Raw genomic sequence first — 24,547 nt, forward strand, 5'->3', positions numbered from 1 at the left:
AGGTTTATCATTTGCTTTATACAAACAGTATAAAACTAAATAATCTCGAATCGCTCTGTGACTTAAATAGGAGGTGGTTCATTTTACCTCCTTAATTGCTTCAACAACTTTCTCACACTCATTCCTTGTTCCCACAGTAATGCGAATACAATTTTGTAAATGCAATGTCTTATTCTGGTCTCTTAAAATAATTCCTTGTTCCCACAATGCCTTAAACACAGCTTGCCCGTTTTGACATTTGATCAACAGATAATTAGCTTCACTTTCATACACTTTTTCCACTTGATGTAAAACTAAAAGAGCTTTAGCAAGCCATTGACGATTGGAAAGAAGTTCTTGTGTGAGAGCTTGAACAGTGGCGATGTTCGCAGGTCTTAACGCTTGTTCCGCAAGATCAGCACTCGGCACAGGGATAGGATATGGAGCGATTACCTTACTTAAGATGTCAATTAGCTCAGGGTTTGCTAACACAAAACCACAACGCAATCCAGCTAAAGCAAAGGCTTTAGAGAGCGTGCGGATAATTGCTAAGTGCGGGTAATTTTTAAGCAAATTAATAACGCTTGCTTCAGGACAGAACTCAATATAGGCTTCGTCCACCACCACAATCGCTTTGCCTGCCGTGATTTGCAAAAGATCGAGTATATCTGATTGCTTGAGCAAATTACCTGTCGGATTATTTGGGCTGCATACAAAGACTACTTTTACATCATTAAGATGATTTTTGATTTCTGGCAAATTAAGCTGAAAATCGTCAGTTAAAGGCACGGTCTTACTTAGCACACCTGCCGTTTCAGCACTCACTGCATACATTCCGTAAGTCGGAGGACAGAATAAAATGGCATCTTGTTTGGGTTCGCAAAAAGTGTGGATTATCAATTCAATGCCTTCATCACCGCCACGAGTAACGAGTACATTTTCAGTTGAAACGCCCGCATAATTCGCATAAGCCTGTACCACTCTTTGAGGCTGAGGTTCGGGGTAGCGGTTTAAATCCTTACCCGAAAGCTGAAATTCAGGCGAGGTTGGATATTCATTTGCATTCAGCCAAATCGTACCATTGCCGCCGAGTTTTCGAGCGGATTGATATGGCGTTAAGGCTTGTATATTTTGTCGGGATAAAGTTGTGATTGTCATTATTGTTTTCTTCCATTGTAAAATGTGCGAATTGTAATCATTCATACATATTTCGTATTGTTGTATGAAAATTTGACTGCTTACGTGTCGTGCTTAGATCTACAATTAATATCTTAGATATTGAGTTTCGCCAATCTTACACTTACTGCCATTTTATGTGCTGCCAATTGCTCAGCTTCTGCCATCACTTCCACCGTTTCAGCAAGGTTTTTAAAACCTTTTGGTGTGAGTTCTTGTACTGTCATTCGCTTACTAAAATCAGCTAATCCTAGACTAGAATAAGTTTTGGTGTAACCATAAGTAGGCAAAACGTGGTTTGTGCCACTGGCATAATCGCCCATACTTTCAGGCGAATATGCACCTAAGAAAATTGAGCCTGCGTTATCTAAATATGGTAATAATTTACGGGCGTTTTTTGTTTGCACAATTAAATGTTCAGGGGCATATTCATTGCTAATTTCTACCGCTTGTTCAAGGCTTTCTGCTATAAAAATACGGCTGTGGTTTAACGCTTTTCGAGCGGTTTCAGCACGAGGTAATAGAGCAAGTTGGCGTTCAATCGCAAGTGCGGTCTCTTTTGCCAGAGTTTCACAGGTCGCCACCAAAATCACTTGGCTATCTGCCCCATGTTCCGCTTGAGAGAGTAAATCGCTTGCCACAAATTCAGGATCTGCCGATTCATCTGCAATTACTAACACTTCTGAAGGTCCCGCTGGCATATCAATCGCCGTACTATTTTGTGCTACCTGACGTTTTGCTTCTGTCACAAATGCGTTTCCAGGTCCGAAAATTTTATCTACTTTCGCCACACTTTCCGTGCCTTGAGCCATCGCAAAAACTGCTTGAGCACCACCTATAGCGTAGATAGTTTCCACACCGCAAAGATGAGCAGTGTAGAGAATTTCATCTGAGATCGGTGGCGGTGAACAAAGCACGATTTTTTTACAACCTGCAATTTTAGCAGGAATAGCTAACATCAATACGGTGGAAAACAGCGGTGCTGAACCACCCGGAATATAAAGCCCTACACAAGAAATTGGACGAGTCACAACTTGGCAACGCACGCCTTCTTGGATCTCTAGGTCAATTTCCTGATTTTGCTGTGCTTTGTGAAAGGCTTCAATGTTCGTTTTGGCTTGCTCAATCGCATTGCGAAGTTTTACAGAAATCCGACTGCTTGCCGCTTGAATTTCATCTGCCGAAACAATGAGTTTATCTAACTTCACGCCATCAAATTTTTCACAGAGTTCAAATAACGCCCGATCGCCATTGTATGCCACATTTTCACGAATGGCATTAACTGCCTGCTGAATGTTTTCCCCATTTTGTTGGACTGGACGCATAATGACTTTGCGTTTTTCAGTTTCTGATAAATGATTCCAAATAATTGTTTGCATTGTTTATTTTCCTTTGTATCCGTAAAATGGATGATAACCCACCATTTTGAGATATTGATTATTTAAATGGCGAGTCAAAGCTCGCACTACATTTACTCCATCATCTTCTCAATTGGTAACACTAAAATTGAACTAGCTCCTGCCTCTTTTAACTGTTCCATTGTTTCCCAAAATAAATTTTCTTGGCTCACTACGTGCATTGCTACCCGAGTTGTATCACTGGCTAATGGTAAAATGGTCGGATTTTCAACGCCAGGTAAAAGCGCAGTGATTTTTTCAAGTTTTTCTTTCGGAGCGTGGAGCATAATATATTTACTTTCTGCTGCCTGCTGTACACCTTGAATACGAGTGAGTAGTTTATCCACAAGAGCTTGTTTAGTTGATTCAAGCGGTTCAGCACGCTGAATTAAACAAGCTTTAGAACGATAAATCACGTCCACTTCTTTTAAGCCATTTGCTTCAAGCGTTGCCCCTGATGATACTAAATCGCAAATCGCATAAGCAATACCCGCACTAGGTGCGACTTCTACTGAACCATTTAATAAACAACTTTTAAACGACACCCCATTCTCATTCATATAACGTTTGAGCAAATGCGGGTAAGAAGTTGCAATACGCCTATTAGCAAGATCTTTCACATTCTCATAATGACAATCGCGATCAACCGCAAGTGATAGACGACAATCACCAAAATCAAGTTGGCGAAGTTTTTTGTATGTAACTGTTTCATTTGCTGCACGGCGACCAAGCTCTTCCTCTTCTAACACATTTTCGCCAATAATCCCAAGATCCACTACGCCATCAAAAATCAATCCAGGAATATCATCATCACGTACGCGAAGAATTTCAATCGGCAAATTTTCCGCATAAGCGATTAAACGTTGTTCATTCCAATTAATTTTCACGCCACATTGTTTAAGTAATATGGCACAATCCTGGCTTAAACGCCCTTTTTTTTGCAAAGCAATACGAAGGCGGTTTGGTTGCATTGTTGTGTTTGTCATAATGTTTTTCCTATTTTAAAGTTGAGATAAAAGAAAACCCCTCGAAAATTGCCTTCCGAGGGGGTATTTATTGCTTTTACACTGATTTTTATTACACTCGGAAGATATTTTATTATCTTCCAAACATACAATCACGCCTGAAAGATAATCAGGTGTGGTGATGATGGTAAGTGCAGATAAAATTCATATTGTATATGCTCGCTCAAATGTTATTAGATTTTATATTGCCTTAAAAATACACTTTAAAATTAAAAAAAGCAATTTTTTTGAAAAAAATTGTGTTTTTAGTACATTTTTACTATCGTTAAAATTTATCAAAAATGTTTACTTAAGAGGTATAATTTTCTAGATTTTTATTGTGTTAATTTTCTTTTCCCTTTCTGTGTTCATCTCGTTACAATACTTAGCGAATCAACTAAGACAAAGCTAAGACAAAATAGGAGAGCTTATGATTTACAGTATGACCGCTTTTGCACGCCTTGAAGTGAAAAAAGATTGGGGCGATGCGGTATGGGAAATTCGTTCCGTCAATCAACGTTATTTAGAAAACTTTTTCCGTTTACCCGAGCAATTTCGCGGATTAGAAAACACGTTGCGTGAGAAACTTCGTCAAAGTCTTACTCGCGGGAAAATTGAATGTTCTTTGCGTATTGAAACAAAAAAACAAACAAATGCTGAATTGAATTTAAATAAAGAACTTGCGAATCAAGTCATTCAATCTTTGCAATGGATTAAAACTCAAGCTGGAGAAGGTGAAATTAATTTGACAGACGTGTTGCGTTATCCGGGGGTGGTGGAAGCGCAAGAGCAAGATTTAGATGCGATTAGTCAAGATTTATTGACAGCCTTTGATGATTTACTGACCGATTTTATTGCAATGCGTGGTCGTGAAGGGGAAAAACTGAACGATATTATTCAACAACGCTTAGATGCCATTGCAGTAGAAGCGGATAAAGTGCGATCACAAATGCCAGCAGTTTTACAATGGCAGCGTGAACGGTTATTGCAACGTTTTGAAGATGCTCAACTTAATCTTGATCCACAGCGTGTGGAACAAGAAATGATTTTACTCGCTCAACGTGTTGATGTGGCGGAAGAACTCGATCGTTTACAAATGCACGTGAAAGAAACCACGAATATTTTGAAAAAAGGCGGTGCAGTTGGTCGTAAATTAGATTTTATGATGCAAGAATTGAATCGTGAATCCAATACCCTTGCGTCTAAATCCATTAATGCGGATATCACGGCTTCTGCGGTGGAATTAAAAGTGCTTATCGAACAAATGCGTGAGCAAATTCAGAATTTAGAATAGGAAAGCAGAATGTCTCAATTTATTTCTCTTACTCAATATCAACTGATTGAAGTACAGGGTGCGGATGTAGAAAAATATTTGCAAGGGCAATTAACTTCTGATGTTGTGCGATTAGCGAGTGGCGCAACGACGCTTACAGCTCACTGCGACCCAAAAGGTAAAATGAATGCAATTTACCGTTTGTTTAAAGTAAGTAGTGAACAAGTCTTTTTGCTCGTTAAGAAAGATATTTTGCCAAGCGCTCTGGATGCTTTGAAAAAATATGCGGTATTTTCCAAAGTTAGTTTTGATTTACGTGATTGGCAAATCATCGGCGTAATAGGTGAAAAATGTGGAAAAATTACACCGCACTTTTCATTGGAAATTGATGGACAGCGTTCAATTTTATTAAATGAAACTGAATTACCCGTGAATTTTAATGGCGATGAAAAAATTTGGGAAGTAGCCGATATTCAAGCAGGATTGCCAAATTTAAGTCCGCAAACACAAAATGAATTTATCCCACAAGCACTAAATTTACAGGCCGTTGAGCAAGCAATTTCTTTTACCAAAGGCTGTTATATTGGGCAAGAAACCGTGGCACGTGCGAAATATCGTGGGGCAAACAAACGTGCAATGTTTATTTTTAAAGCGCAAACTCAGCAGGAAGTGGAAATTGGCAGTGAAATCGAAATGCAGCTTGAAGCCAATTGGCGTAAGACTGGCACGATTACAAGTGCGGTCAATTTAGACGGTATTTTATGGTTGCAAGTTGTGATGAATAATGACATGGATTCAGAGCAACAATTTAGATTGCCGAGTAATGAAATACTGTTAGAGCGAGTGCAGTTACCTTATTCGATTACTGAATAAGAAAGCAAAAAAGATCAGGCATTACCCTGATCTTTTTTCTATTTAGTAAAGTACTCTAGCACGAATTGTGCCATCAATTTCCTTCAATTTTGTCAGTAATGGTGATGCATCATTCGTTTCTACATCAACGACAACGTAACCAATTTTCGGGTCAGTTTGTAAATATTGTGCGGCAATATTGAGGTTGGCTTCGACGAAAATTTGGTTCAGTTTGTTCAATATACCAGGGCGATTTTCATGAATATGCAATAAGCGTTTTGTTCCCTCGTGCTCTGGTAAAGAGACTTCTGGGAAGTTTACCGAAGAAAGGGTTGAGCCATTATCTGAATATTTAACAAATTTGCCTGCCACTTCAAAACCGATATTTTCTTGTGCTTCCGCTGTTGAGCCGCCAATATGTGGCGTTAAAATCACATTATCAAATTCGCGTAATGGCGAGACAAATTCTTCATTAATTGAAGCAGGTTCAACGGGGAATACATCAATTGCGGCACCCTGAAGTTTCCCGTCTTTTAAGGCTTGAGCGAGAGCATCAATATCTACCACAGTGCCACGCGCAGCATTGATCAAAATTGCCCCTTGTTTTAATTGTGCGATACGCGTTGCGTTCATTAAGTTTTTGGTGGAGGGCAGTTCTGGCACATGTAATGAAACCACATCGCAAGAACTGAGTAATTCTTCAAGGCTACGAACCTGTTTTGCATTACCGAGCGGAAGTTTATTTTCAATATCATAGAAATACACATCCATGCCTAATGATTCGGCAATAATACTTAATTGTGAACCAATGTGGCCGTAACCAATAATGCCTAATTTTTTACCCCGCACTTCATAAGAGCCAGTCGCGGATTTATTCCAAACACCACGATGTACTTCGGCATTAGCCTGTGGCACATTACGCATAAGTAATAAAATCTCGCCTAATACAAGTTCTGCGACGGAACGAGTGTTTGAGAATGGCGCATTAAATACAGGAATACCACGTGCTTTTGCTGCATTTAAATCCACTTGGTTGGTGCCAATACAGAAACAGCCTACTGCGATTAATTTGGGTGCGGCTTCAATCATTTCTGCGGTTAAATGGGTGCGAGAACGTAATCCGATAAAATGTGCATCTTTAATGGCTTCTTTTAATTCATCACCATCCAGTGCTTTTTTATAGTAATCAATATTGCTATAGCCTGCCGCGTGGAGCGTATCAAGTGCGCTTTGATGCACACCTTCAAACAATACAAATTTAATTTTTGATTTGTCGAGTGAAACTTTGTTTGTCATATTTGCTTCCTTATGATTTTTATTATGAATTAGTCAATAATTTTGGCACCTTCAGGCGTGCCGACGATTACAACATCTGCGCCACGCAATGCGAATATCCCATTAGTGACGACACCTGCAACATTGTTTAATTCTTTTTCCATTTCAACTGGATTTAAAATACTGAAGTTGTGTACATCTAAAATCACATTGCCATTATCTGTAACCACGCCTTCACGATACTCAGGTGCGCCACCAAGTGCGACTAATTTTCTGCCCACTTGTGAACGAGCCATTGGAATAACTTCAACTGGCAATGGGAAAGTCGAACCTAACACATCTACTTGTTTACTAGAATCTACAATACAAATAAATTTTTTCGCTAATGCCGCAACGATTTTTTCACGAGTAAGTGCCGCACCGCCGCCTTTAATCATCATTTTTTGTGGATTGATTTCATCTGCACCATCCACATAAATATCTAAGCTAGAGACATCATTTGCATTAAATACTTCGATCCCTTGTTTACGTAATAATTCTTCTGATGCTTTTGAAGCCGCAACTGCGCCTTGAATTTTATTTTTGATTGTACCCAAAGCTTCAATAAAGCAGTTCACTGTGGAGCCACTGCCCACGCCAACAATTGTGTCAGCTGTTACATATTCTAATGCAGCTTGTGCGGCGAGTTTTTTCATTTCTAATTGATTCATTTCTTTTCCTTATTTCAATAAGTAAACGATTGCGTTACTTTATTACGAGCCTATCTAATAAACAAGTATAATTTTTTAGCGGGCGTTTTTCTCAAGCAATGTTCTTTCACGACTAGACTATTTCACGATTAGGCTATTCTTCAGTTAAAAATAATTCCAATAGTTCATTGAGAAATAACTTGCCGTGCTCAGTGATTTGCCAAGAATCAGCGTTTTCCACAATATAGTTTTGTTGAATGGCAAAATCAATTTGATTTTTCACCGCACTTTGCGACAAGCCTGTGTAATCTTCAAATTCTTGTTTGGGAACCGCTTCTAACAAACGAAAGCGATTCATAAAAAACTCAAAAGGGCGGTCAATTTCTGGCACGTTTTTTTCTTCGTAAAGATATTCGCCACGCAAATAACCTTTCGGGTGCTTGGTTTTAGAAAAGCGAGTAATCTCGCCAGTCGGAAACGTCAATTTCCCGTGTGCGCCACAGCCAATGGCTAAATAATCCCCAAATCGCCAATAATTCAAATTATGTTTACATTGAAAACCCGCTTTTGCGTAAGCAGACGTTTCATATTGCTGGTAGCCTGCCATCGTTAAAAGTTGGTGACCTTGCTCAAAAATGTCCCAAAGTGCGTCATCATCTGGTAATTTAGGTGGGCGATAAGCAAACATCGTATTTGGTTCAATAGTCAGCTGATACCAAGAAATATGGGGAGGAGATAGCTCAATTGCTTGACGAAGATCATCTAAGGCTTCTTCCAACGTTTGGTTAGGCAAACCGTGCATTAAATCTAAATTGAAACTTTTTAGCCCAGAAACTTTCGCTAAATTGACCGCACTTTTTGCCTCTGCTGCATTATGAATCCGCCCAAGACGTTGTAATTTATCATCATTGAAACTTTGAATTCCCATAGAAATTCGCATAATGCCTGCGGATACATAACCTTTAAAACGTTCAGCTTCTACCGTGCCAGGATTAGCTTCTAATGTGATTTCAATATTATCTTCAAAATCAATCTGTTTTTTTATTTCTTTTAAGAGATACGCAATGCTTTCTGCCGAGAACAAACTTGGTGTACCGCCACCAATAAAAATTGAATGGAGTTTTCGTTGTTGAATAGAATCTTTAAAGCGTTGCAAATCAGCCTGCAAATCTTGCAGAAGATGATAAATATAGTCTTGTTCTGGTATATCGCCTTTTTGTGCGTGCGAATTAAAATCACAATAAGGGCATTTTTGAACGCACCAAGGAATGTGTATATAAAGGGAAAGTGGGGGAAGTTTTAGCATTGTGTTATTAACAAGTTTTCAATTTGGAAAAGTATAAATTAACCTTGTGTAAAGATGAAATTATCATCTCTAAAATCAATAAAAGGGCTTGTTTTCACAAGCCCTAAAACATTCAATTAATTGACCGCTCTTTCTGATTTACTCGTCACTTTACGGCGTGGTGCTTTAGGTTTAGCCTTCACTTTAACAAACTCAATGCCCTCTGGTGGATTTTCCAATGCAAAACCAAGCACTTCATCAATGGTTTCTACCGCATGAATTGCAAGATTTTGTTTTACGTTTTCTGGAATTTCTTCAAGATCTTTAACGTTCTCTTTTGGAATTAATACGGTTTTAATTCCGCCACGATGTGCCGCAAGAAGTTTTTCTTTTAATCCACCGATTGGTAATACTTTACCACGTAAACTGATTTCTCCTGTCATTGCCACATCAGCACGCACAGGATTACCTGTTAAACAAGAAATTAATGCAGTACACATTGCAATACCTGCACTTGGGCCATCTTTTGGTGTTGCACCATCTGGCACGTGAATGTGAATGTCACGTTTTTCGTGGAATTCAGCATTGATACCCAGTTTATCCGCACGAGCACGCACAACGGTCATTGCCGCTTGAATGGATTCTTTCATCACATCGCCTAATGAACCAGTGAAAGAAAGTTTTCCTTTGCCCACAACAGAGGCAGTTTCAATAGTGAGTAAATCGCCGCCCACTTCTGTCCAAGCTAAACCAGTTACTTCGCCAATACGGTTTTGCGTGTCAGCTTTACCAAATTCAAAACGTTTTACGCCAAGATAATCGTGCAGATTATCTGAATTTACCGTGATAGATTTAAGTTTTGGATTTACTAATAAATTTTTCACGGCTTTACGGCAGATTTTTGAAATTTCACGTTCTAATCCACGTACGCCCGCTTCACGTGTGTAATAGCGGATAATATCTAAAATTGCACTTTCTTCTACGGTAAGTTCGCCTTTCTTCAAACCATTACGTTCAATTTGTTTTGCTAATAAATGGCGCATTGCGATATTAAGTTTTTCATCTTCTGTATAACCAGAAAGACGAATAACTTCCATACGATCCAATAATGGGCCTGGAATATTCATAGAGTTTGATGTTGCCACAAACATCACATCAGAAAGATCATAATCCACTTCTAAATAGTGATCGTTAAACGTGGTGTTTTGCTCGGGATCTAATACTTCAAGCAACGCTGATGCAGGATCACCTCGCATATCGGATGCCATTTTGTCGATTTCATCAAGCAAGAATAATGGATTTTTTACGCCCACTTTTGCCATCTTTTGAATTAATTTACCTGGCAATGCACCAATATAGGTTTTACGGTGACCACGGATTTCTGCTTCATCACGCACGCCGCCTAATGCCATACGTACATATTTACGACCAGTAGCATTGGCAATAGACTGACCAAGAGAAGTTTTACCTACACCTGGAGGGCCAACTAAACAAAGAATCGGGCCTTTCACTTTGTTTAAACGCGCTTGTACTGCTAAATATTCAAGAATGCGTTCTTTTACGCGATCTAAACCATAGTGATCGGTATCTAAAACTTGCTGTGCTTTAACAATGTCTTTTTTCACTTTAGAACGTTGATGCCAAGGCACTTGGATCATCCATTCAATATAACTGCGTATTACCGTTGCTTCAGAAGACATGGCAGACATCATTTTAAGTTTTTGTAATTCATTTTCTACTTTGTCACGCACATCAGCTGGCATGCCTGCCGCTTCCACCTTTTGATGCAGTTGTTCAACTTCATCAATGGTATCTTCATTTTCGCCACCATCCATTTCTTTACGAATGGCTTTAATTTGCTCGTTCAAATAATAGTTACGCTGGCTTTTCTCCATTTGTTTTTTTACACGACCGCGAATCCGTTTTTCCACTTGGAGAATATCAGCCTCTGATTCCATCATACCAAGCAAATATTCTAAACGTTCTTGCACATTAGCGAGTTCTAACGCATTTTGTTTATGGCGAATGCTTACAGGGAGATGGGCAGCCATTGTGTCAGCTAAGCGATCAACATCATCAATACGTTGAAGGGCATTGAGAATATCTGTAGGCACTTTTTTGTTGAGGGTAAGATAATTTTCAAACTCAGAAAGTACCGCACTTTTTGCCACCACTAACTCTTGTTCATCGCCATAAGTGGTTTCGATAGGGGTAATTTGGGCGGAAAAGCACTTTTCGCCGTCTTCAAGACTGTTAATTTTCGCGCGATTTTGACCTTCAACTAGCACTTTTACTGTGCCATCAGGTAATTTTAATAACTGAATAATGTTAGCAATGGTACCCACATCAAATAAATCTTCAGGGGTAGGTTCTTCCAAATCAGCTTCTCTTTGGGATACCAAAAGAATCTGTTTGTCATCGTTCATCGCTTCTTCAAGGGCATTAATTGATTTTACGCGCCCTACAAAAAGTGGCATCACCATATAAGGAAAAACGACAACATCGCGTAATGGCAATACGGGCATTGTACGTTGGGTATTCTTCGCCATAATTGGTCTCTCTTATAATTTCGTTCCGATAATTTGGGTAAATATTGGGGTAGGGAAAAAGGAATTCAAGGAAAAGATTATAACAAAATCTGAGTTATAAAGTGGGTTTTAAACAAAAAAGAATTTTGGCAAATGAAGTGATAATGGCTAAAATAACGAAAAATTTTATTAAATTTCACAAAATATTGAGTTATGTCCACGAAAAATCATTTTATTTTCCCCACTTACGTTCAAATGTATCCTTATTCTAAGGATCGCCCTTTTCTTAAACAAGTGCGGGAAAAATTACGCTATTATGGCTATAAATGGTTATATCAAAAGCAATGTCATCAATTAGTGGATTTCCTTAATACAGAAACGCAATGGCAGTCTTTATTTACACAAGATTATTATCGTACTAATACAATTCTGACGACCTTTTGCGATAAACGTTTTTCTGCTTCAGAACGTTTAACGGCGATTACGGAGAATTTACGTTTGGCAGAAGAAAAAATGGGACGTTCGCTTTGCCAACAATTATTAGATCAACAACATATCGTGCTAACCCAATTAACTGAGGATTTGCGTTTATCGTTGAGTATTAATCATATCGATCCCTTTGAAGGATATTTTTCTATTAATATTCGCAATCAAAATAACGAACGAGTATATGATGCGTCTTTCACTTTTTTAAGCCCGAATAAATTGCTTATCGCCTCAATTCAAGGCCCCTCAAGCGACAATGCACAAGAACTTGTGAAACAGGCTACGAAAGCATTACACGGTATGCGACCAATGTTTATGTTGGTTAATGCGTTCAAAATGCTTGCTGAAAAATGGCAATGTGAGTTAGTGGGCATTCCGCACAAAGCACAAGGAAAATACCGTCTTTCTGCTCGCAGTAAGATTTTGTTTAATTACGATGAATTTTGGCAAGAAAACCAAGGAGAATATCGCCATAACTATTGGCAATTACCTTTGCATATTGAACGCAAACAATTAGAAGATATCGCAAGTAAAAAACGTTCTATGTATCGTAAACGTTATGAAATGCTAGACCAAATGGCACTGGATATTCAGCAACTTTAACGAAGAAAGTGCGGTAAAAAATGAGAGAAATTTTTACCGCACTTCTCAATTAGTTTTCTTGTTTTTTCACTTCATCCCATAACAAATCTAATTCAATAAGTGGCACATTATTCACTTGCTTACCTTGTTGTTGAACCGCTTGCTCTACTGCTCGAAAACGACGTTCAAATTTTAAATTTGCTTTCCGCAATGCATCTTCAGGATCACATTTTAAGTGGCGAGCAAGATTGACGGTTGCGAACAATAAATCGCCGATTTCCTCTTCCACTTTATTTTGTTCAATCGAAGTGCGGTTAATTTCAGCTTGAACTTCTTCTAATTCTTCCCGCACTTTGTCAAATACGGGTGAAATTTCTTCCCAATCAAACCCTACTTTTGAACAACGTTTTTGTAATTTTGCCGCTCGCGTAAGAGAAGGCAAAGCACGAGGCACATTATCTAAAATAGAGGTTTCTTCACTTTTACCTTGTTTTTCTTTGGCTTTCATTTCGTTCCAACGGGAAAGGGCTTCTGTTTCGTCCCCCGCTTTTGCATCACCAAACACGTGAGGATGACGGCGTACAATTTTTTCAGCGATATCTTGTAACACATCGTCAAAAGTAAAGTATTTATCTTCCGTTGCAAGCTGGCTGAAGAAAACGACTTGCAACAATAAATCCCCTAATTCTTCACGTAAATTTGGTATGTCTTTTTTCTCAATGGCTTCGATTACTTCGTAAGTTTCTTCCGTTAAACAAGGAATCATGGATTCATAATTTTGTTTTAAATCCCAAGGGCATCCGCCATTTGGATTGCGAAGTTGGGCGATGAGTTGAATAAAATCTTGAATAGAGTAGTGCATAATTTTATTTCCTTTGATGGAATGTTTTGGATAGTATAACGAACAAGAAACATGGTGCAAATGCCGTCGCTTTTTAGGCGTATTTTCTTTATACTTTGTGCATTGAAATACTATTGATAAAGCTGGGAAAAATGGAAAAAATTATTATTGATCATGATCGTTTTCTTCGCACAATTTCGCGTATTTCTCACGAAATTATTGAAAAACATCAAACCTTAGATGATCTTGTTATTGTTGGAATTAAACGCCGTGGCGCGGAAATTGCAGAATTATTACAACGTCGAGTTGAAGAGTTAAGTGGTATAAATTTACCTTCAATGGAACTGGATATTACCTTTTATCGAGATGATTTAACTTTGGTTGATCAGGAAGATAAAATGCCAGTTTATAGTGGTTCATCACAATATTTGAATATTCAAGATAAAACCGTCATTTTGGTTGATGATGTGTTGTTTACTGGTCGAACCATTCGAGCGGCAATGGATGCGCTTACTGATTTTGGTCGTGCTGCAAAAATTGAATTAGTGATTTTTGTTGATCGTGGCCATCGTGAATTACCCATTCGTGCTGATTACGTAGGTAAAAATGTGCCAACAAGCCGTGATGAACTTGTACAAGTTCGTACTGAAAAACAAGATGGCTGTTACGAAGTTGCTATTCTAGGGAAATAAATCTTATCTATTGTGAACCTTCAATAGAATTGTTACTCTAACCAACGTTATGGACTCTTTTTTGATGAGATGAAAATGAAAAAATTTATTCTAAAATCTTTTTTATTGGCTACTTTAGGTTGTGTTGCTTTTACTTCTATGGCACAAGCGGAGGAACGTGTTGTCGCGACAGTAGATGGTATTCCTATTTTAGAAAGCCAAGTTCGTGCCAATATGGGTAAAAAAGGCGATCGCCAAAGTGCACTTGATAAAATTATTGATGATCTTTTAGTGCAAAAAGCGATTCAAGAATCTGGTGTGAAAATTGATCCTCGTGAAATCGATCGTGTTGTGGAAGACACTGCAGCTAGAAATGGCTTAACTTATGGTCAATTTTTGGATGCGTTAGATTATCAAGGCATTTCATTAAATACATTCCGTCAGCAAATTGCCAATCAAATGGTGATGGGGGCTGTACGTAACAAAGCTATTCAAGAAAGTATTGATGTAACGCGTGAAGAAGTGGTTGCACTTGGTCAAAAAATGTTGGATGAGGCAAAATCACAAGGCACTGCACAAAAAGTTACAGGTAAAGAATACGAAGTGCGTCACATTTTGTTAAAACTTAATCCATTGTTAAATGATGCTCAAGCAAAAAAACAATTAGCTAAAATTCGTTCTGATATTATTGCAGGTAAAACAACTTTTGCTGATGCGGCTTTAAAATATTCTAAAGATTATTTATCGGGTGCGAATGGCGGTAGTTTAGGTTATGCGTTCCCAGAAACTTATGCACCACAGTTTGCGCAAACCGTCATGAAAAGTAAACAAGGTGTGATTTCTGCACCATTTAAAACTGAGTTTGGTTGGCATATTTTGGAAGTAACTGGCGTACGTGATGGCGATCTTACAGCAGAAGCCTACACACAAAAAGCATATGAACGTTTAGTAAATACTCAATTACAAGATGCGACGAACGATTGGGTTAAAGCATTGCGTAAAAGAGCGAATATTCAGTATTTTAATAAATAACAAAGTATCAAAAATAAAGGGGCTTAATTGCCCCTTTTGTTGTTTTTTATTTTCTCTTTCTTATAGCTTATGAAGAAATTTTTAATTGCGATTTTACTTTTAATTTTTATTTTAGCGGGCGTGGCGAGTTTTGCTTATTACAAAATGACTGAATTTGTAAAAACACCAGTAAATGTGCAGGCAGATCAACTTTTAACTATTGAACGTGGCACAACAGGTTTAAAATTAGCCGCACTTTTTGAGCAAGAAAAGTTAATTGATGATGGGAAATTATTGCCTTATTTGCTTAAGTTGAAACCTGAGCTAAATAAAATAAAAGCAGGGACTTATTCTCTTGAGAATGTTAAAACTGTGCAAGATTTACTGGATTTGCTCAATTCCGGTAAAGAAGTGCAGTTCAATGTAAAATGGATTGAAGGAAAAACCTTTAAAGATTGGCGAAAAGATCTTGAAAATGCACCGCACTTGGTGCAAACCTTGAAAGATAAGAGTAACGAAGAAATTTTCACATTACTTGACTTGCCTGATATTGGTCAAAATCTTGAACTAAAAAATGTGGAAGGTTGGCTTTATCCTGATACTTATAATTATACGCCTAAATCCACAGACTTAGAGCTACTTAAGCGATCGGCTGAGCGAATGAAAAAGGCGTTAAATAAGGCTTGGAACGAGCGCGACGAGGATTTACCTTTGGCGAACCCTTATGAAATGTTGATTTTGGCTTCTATCGTGGAAAAAGAAACGGGTATTGCTAATGAGAGGGCAAAAGTAGCCTCTGTATTTATCAACCGCTTAAAAGCAAAAATGAAATTACAAACGGATCCAACGGTAATTTATGGTATGGGTGAGAATTACAGCGGTAATATTCGTAAAAAAGATTTAGAAACCCCAACGCCTTATAATACTTATGTGATTGATGGATTGCCGCCAACGCCTATTGCTATGCCAAGTGAAAGTTCGTTACAGGCTGTTGCAAAACCTGAAAAAACAGATTTCTATTATTTTGTGGCAGATGGTTCTGGTGGGCATAAATTTACCCGAAATTTGAATGAACATAACAAAGCGGTGCAAGAATATTTACGCTGGTATCGCAGCCAGAAAAATGCCAAATAAAAGTGCGGAAGAAAATATGAAAGGAAAGTTTATTGTCATTGAGGGCTTAGAAGGTGCGGGGAAAAGCTCCGCTCATCAGTCTGTTGTGCAAGTCTTGCATGAACTTGGTATTCAAGATGTCGTGTTTACACGCGAACCGGGTGGAACGCCACTGGCTGAGAAATTACGTCATCTCATCAAACATGAAACCGAAGAACCCGTGACAGATAAAGCAGAGTTATTAATGCTTTATGCGGCTCGTATTCAGTTGGTGGATAACATAATTAAACCTGCGTTAATGCAAGGGAAATGGGTGGTGGGCGATCGTCACGATATGTCATCTCAGGCGTATCAAGGTGGCGGACGTCAATTAGATCCGCATTTTATGCTTACTTTGAAAGAAACCGTATTAGGTGATTTTGAGCCAGATCTCACAATTTATTTGGATATAGATCCAATTGTCGGTTTAGCGCGAGCTCGTGGACGTGGTGAATTAGATCGTATTGAGCAAATGGATTTAGATTTTTTCCATCGCACTCGAGCACGCTATTTAGCGTTAGTAAAAGAGAATCCAAAAGCAGTCGTAATTAATGCTGAGCAGAGTATTGAACTTGTTCAAGCTGATATCGAAAGAGCGGTAAAAAATTGGTGGAAATCAAACGAAAAATGACCGCACTTTTAAAATAAAAAATCGGCAGAAAATTTCCTGCCGATTTTTTTGTTACAACTTAACTTAAAACGTCCACTGTAAATTCAGCGCACCTTGTTTAGCGTGATGATGTTTGCCTGTTTGGCGATTGAATGTAGCTTGTAAGGTTAAGCTCGTAGGGTGGGCGTAAGCCCACGAAAAAAAAGAATATTATTAATAATACGCGTGGGCTTACGCCCACCCTACATTGGCTGATATCGAAATAGCGGTAAAAAATTGGTGGAAATAAAACGAAAAATGACCGCACTTTCAGAATAAAAAAATCGGCAGAAGATTTTCCTGCCGATTTTTTTGTTACTACTAAACTTAAAACGTCCACTGTAAATTCAACGCGCCTTGTTTAGCGTGGTGATGTTTGCCTGTTTGGCGATTGAATGTTGCTTGTAAGGTTAACCTTGTAGGGTGGGCGTAAGCCCACGAAAAAAAGAATGTTATTAATAATACGCGTGGGCTTACGCCCACCCTACATTGGCTGGAATTGAAAATTCGGTAAAAAATTGGTGGAAATCAAACGAAAAATGACCGCACTTTTAAAATAAAAAATCGGCAGAGAATTTCCTGCCGATTTTATTTTGTTACAACTTAACTTAAAACGTCCACTGTAAATTCAGCGCGCCTTGTTTAGCGTGGCGATGTTTGCCTGTTTGGCGATTGAATGTCGCTTATAAGGTTAAGCTCGTAGGGTGGGCGTAAGCCCACGAAAAAAAGAATGTTATTAATAATACGCGTGGGCTTACGCCCACCCTACATTGGCTGGAATTGAAAATTCGGTAAAAAATTGGTGGAAATCAAACGAAAAATGACCGCACTTTTAAAATAAAAAATCGGCAGAAAATTTTCCTGCCGATTTTTTTGTTACTACTAAGCTTAAAACGTCCACTGTAAATTCAACGCACCTTGTTTAGCGTGGTGATGTTTGCCTGTTTGGCGATTGAATGTGGCTTGTAAAGTTAAGTGAGATTTGATTTTCACTGCTATACCAAATTGGCTTTCAATCGCGGTTTTGTTGTTTATTACTCGACGCTCTCCGTCTATTTCCACGCCGAACGGTTTGCTGTGGTAAAGCGTGTTCACAGCGGCGAAAGGCTGAATGACGATATTTTTATTGAGTAAAAATTGCGCTTTAGCTTGAACGCCCACTCGGCTTTGTAATTGGCGAGAGCCAAGTAAATTCACTTTACTATTACCACTATCGGTTAAGCCGCCATTTACACCCAAATAAGTCAATTGTGCCTGTGGTTGTAGGTAAAAACGAATTTGAGTGCCTTTCCCCGTTAAGTGTTCTGCTAATAACGCGTTGTAACCCGCTTCAATTGAGGCGGTGATACCTTTTGAAGTAAAACTTTCTGTGCCATCTTCAGTGTTAATGCGGTGGCGGAAGCGTTGATATTGTACCCAGCTGTCAATATATGCCCCTGTTTGCTTATCTTGAAGCTGATGCCAAGTGACATAAACGCCTGCGCCAAAGCCTTTCATACTTCCTGTTGTAACATTGCCTGTATCTGGATTACGAAAAGTACTACGTTGTTCTGCTTGTCCACCCATTAAACCAAAGGAAAATTGGTAGTCTTGATTCTGTAAGGAGAAAACATCGCCACCAAGTTGTATGCCTTTACGATTTCCTTCTACTGGCGCGGTTTTACCTTGTACATCTTGACTTAAGTGACCGCTAATTAAACGCAACCACAAGCCTTTGCGTGGCAAAGTGCGGTCAAAAATATCGCTGTTTTTGTCGTTCAAACGCAAGGCGAATAAGGTATTGGCGGCTTGGGCTTGTTGTGCATAGGAGGCGACAAGATGAGTTGGAATTGCGAGTTTTTCTACACCGATACAAAAACCGTTTGGACATTGTTGTAAAAATAAACGATATCTGCCTTTTTTATATTCTTCTAAAAGATAAAACGCATTCGGTTCAACATCGGTTTCTGTTTTGATGAGTTGTCGGTAAGTCAGGTTTTTTAAATTGTTTAAGGCTTTTTCTTCAAAAACAATAGCCGTTTTCCCTGTTACTTTGCTTTTTAACGTTAATACGGGCTTGTCAGCCTCTCTTTCGCTTAAATCATAAGCAAAGTGAATACTCGAATAATCCGCATAATGGTCTTCCGAGCTATTCTGATAAATGTATTCTGAGTTACTATGATAACCTATATCATTGCCTTCTCTTTTCAAAGATTTTTCGGGTAATAAGGCATTATCGGGGGTTGGTCTAATGCGACTTTCGCCTACAACAAGGCTGTCATTTTTGGTATTAAAACGAATATGACCATTGTTTAAATTCAAATAACTGACATCAGAATCCCAACGAGGCTCCCAAAGAGAATTCTCTAAGTCTACTCGGTAAAGATGAATAATTTGCCCAATGACATGGGAATTTTCGGAAACTTTTAATCTAGGAAGGGGGAGAGTGAGTATAGACCAATCTGCATATAACGGTATTGGACTACGTATGTAGTGTTTATAATACAAATCAGCAACATTACCAACAGCAAGAATTTCACTGTTAATATTGCTATGTTTTACTACTTTATAAGAATTGAAAATATCATTCTTATAAAATTCATACAGCCAGGTGTAGGGCATTCCATCTGAATAAAAAAATCCTAACGAATGGAAGTAAGTACCTTTTTTTAATCTTGTTCTAAATTCATCGATAAATTGTTTAGCTTGTTCTTCCGTATTGCCATTTCTTTCTTTAACGCCAAATCCCTGTACGAAAGCAGCCGTGTAGCCGGGTGTATAAGGGCTGTCGAAAAAAGAGATCTTTTTGTCAGGATCAATAGGTTTATCATTATAGTATGAACCAATAACTGGATACGAGAAATTTCCTGTTGCTGCCCCCTTAATGTCATGACGGAGACCAGTTTCTTTTGGTATATCAAGCCTGAATAGATCATCTTTCCAATATTCACTATTTCTATCGCGGAGTTTTTTTAAGCGGGTAATTTCATCATCAGTGAGCTTGGTTTTGTCGTAAACGTAATCAACAGCCAAAAGCGGAGAGGTATAAAGAATAGAAAAAAATAGACTTACAATAAATGATTTTTTAAACTTCTGCTTGCTTGCTTGCTTGCTTGCTTGCTTGCTTGCTTGCTTGCTTGCTTGCTTGCTTGCTTGCTTGCTTGCTTGCTTGCTTCGAGTTTCATAATAAATTTTCCTTTGTCAAGTAAAAATAAATGGGGCGTGAATTCTAGTATAAAACTGAACAAAAAAATACCATTTGGTTCAAATTTTCTCTATTTATTTCTTATTTATTAAAAGTAAACGTTTGCTTTTTGCTATTTTGTCAAGCCAGTTTGAAAATGTGTATAATTGCCCTCGTTATTCACAAAAATTTCTGGAAAAATGACCGCACTTTACCCTTGGCTAATGCCAATTTATCATCAAATTGCTCAAACCTTTGACGAAGGGTTGGGGCATCATGCTGTGCTAATTAAAGCTGATTCTGGTTTAGGCGTAGAGAGTTTATTTAATGCACTTGCACAGAAAATAATGTGTGTAGCTCAAGGCGATAAACCTTGTGGTCAATGCCATTCTTGTCATTTAATGCAAGCCCATAGCCATCCAGATTATCACGAATTAAGCCCCATTGACGGTAAGGATATTGGCGTCGATCAAGTACGCGACATTAATGAAATTGTTGCGCAGCACGCACAACAAAATGGCAATAAAGTGGTGTATGTGCAAGGTGCGGAACGTTTAACGGAGGCGGCTGCTAATGCATTATTGAAAACATTAGAAGAGCCTCGTCCAAATACTTATTTTTTGCTTCAAGCGGATAGTTCGGCAAGTTTGTTAGCAACTATTTACAGTCGATGCCAAGTGTGGAATCTTTCCGTGCCTAATGAACAAACGGCTGTTGATTGGTTGAAATCAGAAAGTGCGGTAGAAAATCAGGAAATTTTGACCGCACTTGCGATGAATCTTGGGCGTCCGCTTTTAGCATTAGAAACGTTACAAGAAGGATTTATTGAACAGCGTAAAAACTTCTTACGTCAATTTTGGGTGTTCTATCGCCGACGTTCGCCATTGGAATTGCTTCCGTTGTTTGATAAAGAACGCTATGTTCAGCAAGTGGATTGGATTTTGGCTTTTCTTTCCGATTGTTTAAAACATAAACTTGAAATTGATAGCTATCGACAAGTTGCGGATCTTGGCCGTGGCATCGAACAATTCAGCGATGAGCAAACCGCTCTTGGTTTATTACAAGCCATTAAAATTATGCAAAAAGTGCGGTCAGATTTGCTGACGATTAATGGTGTGAATGTTGAATTAATGCTATTAGATGGCTTGACGCGATTAGTTACTGAAGTATTTGAAACGCAATAAGTTAAATATATCGTCTATGGCGTTCAAGCCTTAGGCATAAGGAAAAATAATTATGTTCATTGTAGATTCCCACTGCCATTTAGATGCGTTGGATTATGAAAATTTACACAAAAACATCGCGGATGTGGTGGAAAAAGCGCGCACGCGTGATGTGAAACATTTGCTCGCGATTGGTGTAACCTTAAGCCGTTTTGAGCAGGCTTATGACTCTTTACGGGAATTTAATAATGTCTCGCTTGCTTGCGGTGTCCATCCCCTTGATTTTGAAGAAGAACCTTATGACGTAGAGCGTTTATTGCGTTTAGCACAAGATCCGAAAGTGATTGCTATTGGCGAAATTGGCTTAGATTATTATTACAGTGCGGACAATAAAGCGGCGCAACAAGCGGTGTTTGGCAGCCAAATCGATATTGCAAACCAATTAGATAAGCCTGTGATTATTCATACACGTTCTGCAGGCGATGACACCATTGCAATGTTACGCCAACACCGTGCTGAAAAGTGCGGTGGCGTTATTCATTGTTTTACGGAAACTATGGAATTTGCGAAAAAAGCGTTGGATTTAGGATTTTACATTTCTTGTTCTGGCATTGTAACCTTTAAAAATGCCGAAGCGATTCGTGAGGTTATTCGTTATGTACCAATGGAACGCTTATTGGTGGAAACGGATTCGCCTTATCTTGCGCCTGTGCCTTACAGAGGTAAAGAAAATCAACCCGCTTATACGAGAGAAGTATGTGAATACGTGGCAACCTTAAAGGGCGTTTCTGCAGAGGCGTTTGCTCAAATCACTACACAAAATTTCGAGCGTTTATTTAAAATTCGTGTAGAATAAATGCACAGTTCTGACAAGGGAAAAGTATGCGAAAGTTTTTTAAATATTTCTTATTTATTGTTGTTTTTTTATTCCACGGTTTTATGTTTTCTGTGGTGAATTATGTATTTCCTCATTACGATGTGACACGTGTTACTGGCGTAGAAGTTAAACGTGTTGATAAAGATGGCCCCATCACAAAATCAAATCCAGCTGATGGCCCAACACGTGATGTGTATTACATCAATACGCAAAATGACGATGGCAAAATTATGGTGTATCGCAACGAAGATACACGTTGGGGTTTCCCATTCTACTTCAAATTTGGCTCAGCCAATTTACAGGCTGAATCACAGGCTTTGGGTAATGACAACAAACTTGTGCAAATTAAATACTATGGTTGGCGTATTACGATGGTGGATGAATATCGTAATGCAACCTCAATTAAAGAAATTACGGCTGATGATACACCAAGCAATCCGATTGTTTCGTGGATTTTATATGTATTCTTGCTGGCGACATTATTTTTGTCTATCCAATTTATTCGCGGCTGGTTTGACAGCGATAAGTAATATCCCAAACGGTCGCAAAGTGCGGTCGTTTTCTTTTATATTTTTGAGTAATGATTATGGAATTATTTCATACTATTTTGGCAATTGTGGCTTTAATTTTAAGTAGCGCAGTTGTTTCTTCTGCTGAAATTTCTCTGGCGAGTTCTCGTAAGTTAAAATTACAATCTCTTGCAAATAAAGGCGACGTGCGTGCGCTTCAAGTGCTTAAATTACAAGAGCATCCTGGTCGTTTTATTACGGTGGTTCAAATTTTGTTGAATATGGTGGCGATTTTGGGTGGGGGAATTGGCGAAAGTGCGCTAAGTCCTTACATTGCAGATATTTTAAATCGTTCTTTTGAAGGAAGTTGGATTGAGCCAACCGCCTCTACAATCGCTTTTATATTAGTGACTTGTTTGTTTATTTTATTTGCTGATCTTATTCCAAAACGTATTGCTATTACTTATCCTGAAATGGTGGCGTTGAGCGTTGTGGGTATTATGAATTTTAGTATGTATGTGTTTAAACCGCTTGTGTGGTTTTTTGATACTATTGCTAATGTATTTTTCCGCTTATTTCGCATTTCTACTGTGCGTGAAGATGGCATGACCTCTGAAGATATTTTCGCCGTAGTTGAAGCAGGCGCAGAAGCTGGTGTATTAAAAACTCAAGAGCATTATTTGATCGAAAATATTTTCGATATGCAAGCCCGTACGGTAACTTCCACAATGACAACCCGTGAAAACATCGTATATTTAGACCGCACTTTTTCTCGCCAAGAAGTGATGGATACGCTTTCTCGTGATTCTCATTCTAAAATTGTGATTTGTGACAATGGCCTCGACAAAATCTTAGGTTATATCGAATCCCATACTTTGCTAACTATGTATTTGCAGAATGAAAATGTGGTGCTCACAGATCCTAAACTACTCCGTAAAGCCTTATTTGTGCCTGATACGCTTTCTCTTTACGAAGTGTTGGAATTGTTTAAATCTACTGGCGAAGATTTTGCGATTATTGTGAATGAATATGCTCTTGTGGTGGGTATTGTTACGCTAAATGATGTGATGAGTATTGTTATGGGGGAATTGGTTTCTAACGAAGAAGAATATATTGTGAGCCGTGATGAAAACTCGTGGCTGATTGATGGCGCAACGCCATTAAAAGAGGTAACTCGAGTATTAGATATTGCTTATTTTCCCGATGAAGAAAACTACGAAACTATCAGTGGTTTTATGATGTATATGTTACGTAAAATCCCGAAAAAAACCGATTCTGTGGTTTACGGAAAATACAAGTTTGAAGTGATTGATACGGAAAACTTTAAAATCGATCAGATTTTGGTGTCTTTAGTAAAAGAGCAGGAGTAGAAGTGCGGTAAATTTTTATCCATTTCTCTACAAAATTATGTTATAAAACCATAAAAAATTTGAGGTTAAATATGGAACTAAGACAACAAATTCCAACAGGCTGTATTAAGCAATTCGGGCAATTTGGCGTGCCTTATGTGGTTGGCGAGGTTGCGGAATTTTTGCCAGATGGTGATGTGTTGGTAAATATCACATTGTTACAATCTGGAGAAAAAGACATTTATCGCTTATCTTACCTACTTGAAGATCCCGAAGCTGAATAAGGAAAATTATGTACGCGATTGCTTTTGATTTAGTTGTAAAAGACACTCAAGATTATCATCCAAAGGGCGTTCAAGAGGCTTATACAGACATTGGCGCAGTTTTAGCAAAATTTGGTTTTGTTAGAACACAAGGAAGTTTATATACCAACATGAATGAAGATATGGCGAATCTCTTTCAGGCAATGAATGCACTAAAACAGTTGGCGTGGATTTCTCAGTCGGTACGAGATATTCGCGCTTTTCGTATTGAGCAATGGTCTGATTTTACTGATTTTATACGAAATTAACATTTGCCTAGATAAGCCTTACAGGCTTCCTTGCTTAATCCCCTTCAGACAGTATAATGGCGGCG

At 38.5% G+C, this 24,547-nt stretch carries 22 protein-coding genes and 1 other annotated feature; of the genes, 13 read left to right on the top strand and 9 right to left on the bottom strand.

Annotation, left to right across the window (positions count from 1 at the left end; all coding sequences use genetic code 11):
* Window positions 1-78: 78 nt before the first annotated feature.
* The 3 genes from hisC to hisG form a co-directional block, all read right to left on the bottom strand.
* Window positions 79-1,137 carry a histidinol-phosphate transaminase gene (gene hisC / locus AT683_RS02700; RefSeq protein WP_005686956.1) on the bottom strand — a complete coding sequence of 353 codons (1,059 nt, stop codon included), beginning with the start codon at window positions 1,135-1,137 and terminating at the stop codon, window positions 79-81.
* 113 nt (window positions 1,138-1,250) lie between these two features.
* Entirely contained in the window at window positions 1,251-2,534 is a 1,284-nt protein-coding gene (gene hisD, locus AT683_RS02705) for a histidinol dehydrogenase (RefSeq protein WP_011272076.1), read from the bottom strand.
* Between the two features lie 92 nt (window positions 2,535-2,626).
* Complete coding sequence (gene hisG, locus AT683_RS02710; protein WP_005656529.1) at window positions 2,627-3,538, bottom strand: ATP phosphoribosyltransferase; 912 nt, start codon at window positions 3,536-3,538, stop codon at window positions 2,627-2,629.
* A gap of 29 nt (window positions 3,539-3,567) precedes the next feature.
* Window positions 3,568-3,705, bottom strand: a sequence feature (His leader region).
* Between the two features lie 281 nt (window positions 3,706-3,986).
* Between hisG and AT683_RS02720 the strand changes: the two genes are divergently transcribed.
* Both AT683_RS02720 and ygfZ read left to right on the top strand, forming a co-directional pair.
* Window positions 3,987-4,850 carry a YicC/YloC family endoribonuclease gene (locus AT683_RS02720; protein WP_011272075.1) on the top strand — a complete coding sequence of 288 codons (864 nt, stop codon included), beginning with the start codon at window positions 3,987-3,989 and terminating at the stop codon, window positions 4,848-4,850.
* A gap of 9 nt (window positions 4,851-4,859) precedes the next feature.
* Entirely contained in the window at window positions 4,860-5,702 is an 843-nt protein-coding gene (gene ygfZ / locus AT683_RS02725) for a CAF17-like 4Fe-4S cluster assembly/insertion protein YgfZ (protein WP_011272074.1), read from the top strand.
* 42 nt (window positions 5,703-5,744) lie between these two features.
* On the opposite strand, the gene serA is transcribed toward ygfZ, so the two are convergent.
* The 4 genes from serA to lon form a co-directional block, all read right to left on the bottom strand.
* Window positions 5,745-6,977 (bottom strand): phosphoglycerate dehydrogenase, encoded by a 1,233-nt coding sequence (gene serA, locus AT683_RS02730; protein WP_011272073.1) that lies wholly within the window; start codon window positions 6,975-6,977, stop codon window positions 5,745-5,747.
* 29 nt (window positions 6,978-7,006) lie between these two features.
* A complete protein-coding gene (gene rpiA / locus AT683_RS02735; RefSeq protein ID WP_038440569.1) occupies window positions 7,007-7,666 on the bottom strand; it encodes a ribose-5-phosphate isomerase RpiA in 660 nt (219 codons plus the stop codon).
* A gap of 133 nt (window positions 7,667-7,799) precedes the next feature.
* Window positions 7,800-8,951 (bottom strand): radical SAM family heme chaperone HemW, encoded by a 1,152-nt coding sequence (gene hemW / locus AT683_RS02740; protein WP_011272071.1) that lies wholly within the window; start codon window positions 8,949-8,951, stop codon window positions 7,800-7,802.
* Window positions 8,952-9,067: 116 nt separating this feature from the next.
* The gene (lon, locus tag AT683_RS02745) at window positions 9,068-11,479 is read right to left on the bottom strand and encodes an endopeptidase La (protein WP_042593312.1); all 2,412 of its coding nucleotides are present in this window, start codon (window positions 11,477-11,479) and stop codon (window positions 9,068-9,070) included.
* A gap of 192 nt (window positions 11,480-11,671) precedes the next feature.
* On the opposite strand from lon, the gene AT683_RS02750 reads away from it, so the two are divergent.
* Complete coding sequence (locus AT683_RS02750; RefSeq protein WP_011272069.1) at window positions 11,672-12,547, top strand: VirK/YbjX family protein; 876 nt, start codon at window positions 11,672-11,674, stop codon at window positions 12,545-12,547.
* 49 nt (window positions 12,548-12,596) lie between these two features.
* On the opposite strand, the gene mazG is transcribed toward AT683_RS02750, so the two are convergent.
* Window positions 12,597-13,388, bottom strand: a complete 792-nt coding sequence (gene mazG / locus AT683_RS02755) for a nucleoside triphosphate pyrophosphohydrolase (protein ID WP_011272068.1) — start codon at window positions 13,386-13,388, stop codon at window positions 12,597-12,599.
* 131 nt (window positions 13,389-13,519) lie between these two features.
* Here mazG and pyrR point away from each other — a divergent pair, with 131 nt between their 5' ends.
* The 4 genes from pyrR to tmk all read left to right on the top strand — a co-directional run bounded on the left by pyrR (window position 13,520) and on the right by tmk (window position 16,832).
* A complete protein-coding gene (pyrR, locus tag AT683_RS02760) occupies window positions 13,520-14,059 on the top strand; it encodes a bifunctional pyr operon transcriptional regulator/uracil phosphoribosyltransferase PyrR (RefSeq protein ID WP_005626142.1) in 540 nt (179 codons plus the stop codon).
* Window positions 14,060-14,134: 75 nt separating this feature from the next.
* Window positions 14,135-15,070, top strand: coding sequence for a peptidylprolyl isomerase (locus AT683_RS02765; protein ID WP_038440577.1), 936 nt, complete (start codon window positions 14,135-14,137; stop codon window positions 15,068-15,070).
* Window positions 15,071-15,139: 69 nt separating this feature from the next.
* Window positions 15,140-16,183, top strand: a complete 1,044-nt coding sequence (mltG, locus tag AT683_RS02770; RefSeq protein ID WP_011272066.1) for an endolytic transglycosylase MltG — start codon at window positions 15,140-15,142, stop codon at window positions 16,181-16,183.
* A 16-nt stretch (window positions 16,184-16,199) separates the two neighbouring features.
* Window positions 16,200-16,832, top strand: coding sequence for a dTMP kinase (tmk, locus tag AT683_RS02775; RefSeq protein WP_038441426.1), 633 nt, complete (start codon window positions 16,200-16,202; stop codon window positions 16,830-16,832).
* 906 nt (window positions 16,833-17,738) lie between these two features.
* On the opposite strand, the gene AT683_RS09970 is transcribed toward tmk, so the two are convergent.
* The gene (locus AT683_RS09970; RefSeq protein ID WP_219843482.1) at window positions 17,739-19,904 is read right to left on the bottom strand and encodes an autotransporter outer membrane beta-barrel domain-containing protein; all 2,166 of its coding nucleotides are present in this window, start codon (window positions 19,902-19,904) and stop codon (window positions 17,739-17,741) included.
* A 309-nt stretch (window positions 19,905-20,213) separates the two neighbouring features.
* Between AT683_RS09970 and AT683_RS02785 the strand changes: the two genes are divergently transcribed.
* From AT683_RS02785 to vapD, 6 genes are all read left to right on the top strand, one after another.
* Window positions 20,214-21,197, top strand: a complete 984-nt coding sequence (locus AT683_RS02785) for a DNA polymerase III subunit delta' (protein ID WP_038440579.1) — start codon at window positions 20,214-20,216, stop codon at window positions 21,195-21,197.
* Between the two features lie 52 nt (window positions 21,198-21,249).
* Entirely contained in the window at window positions 21,250-22,032 is a 783-nt protein-coding gene (locus tag AT683_RS02790; RefSeq protein WP_038440581.1) for a TatD family hydrolase, read from the top strand.
* A 26-nt stretch (window positions 22,033-22,058) separates the two neighbouring features.
* Window positions 22,059-22,583 carry a DUF1523 family protein gene (locus AT683_RS02795; protein ID WP_038440582.1) on the top strand — a complete coding sequence of 175 codons (525 nt, stop codon included), beginning with the start codon at window positions 22,059-22,061 and terminating at the stop codon, window positions 22,581-22,583.
* A 50-nt stretch (window positions 22,584-22,633) separates the two neighbouring features.
* Window positions 22,634-23,932 carry a polyamine export protein PaeA gene (gene paeA / locus AT683_RS02800; protein ID WP_005691371.1) on the top strand — a complete coding sequence of 433 codons (1,299 nt, stop codon included), beginning with the start codon at window positions 22,634-22,636 and terminating at the stop codon, window positions 23,930-23,932.
* Window positions 23,933-24,003: 71 nt separating this feature from the next.
* Complete coding sequence (locus AT683_RS02805) at window positions 24,004-24,195, top strand: DUF5397 family protein (RefSeq protein ID WP_011272059.1); 192 nt, start codon at window positions 24,004-24,006, stop codon at window positions 24,193-24,195.
* A gap of 8 nt (window positions 24,196-24,203) precedes the next feature.
* Window positions 24,204-24,482 (top strand): virulence-associated protein VapD, encoded by a 279-nt coding sequence (gene vapD, locus AT683_RS02810; RefSeq protein WP_011272058.1) that lies wholly within the window; start codon window positions 24,204-24,206, stop codon window positions 24,480-24,482.
* The last annotated feature ends 65 nt before the right edge of the window (window positions 24,483-24,547 follow it).

Origin of the sequence: Haemophilus influenzae (assembly GCF_001457655.1) — a bacterium.
GTDB lineage: Bacteria > Pseudomonadota > Gammaproteobacteria > Enterobacterales > Pasteurellaceae > Haemophilus > Haemophilus influenzae.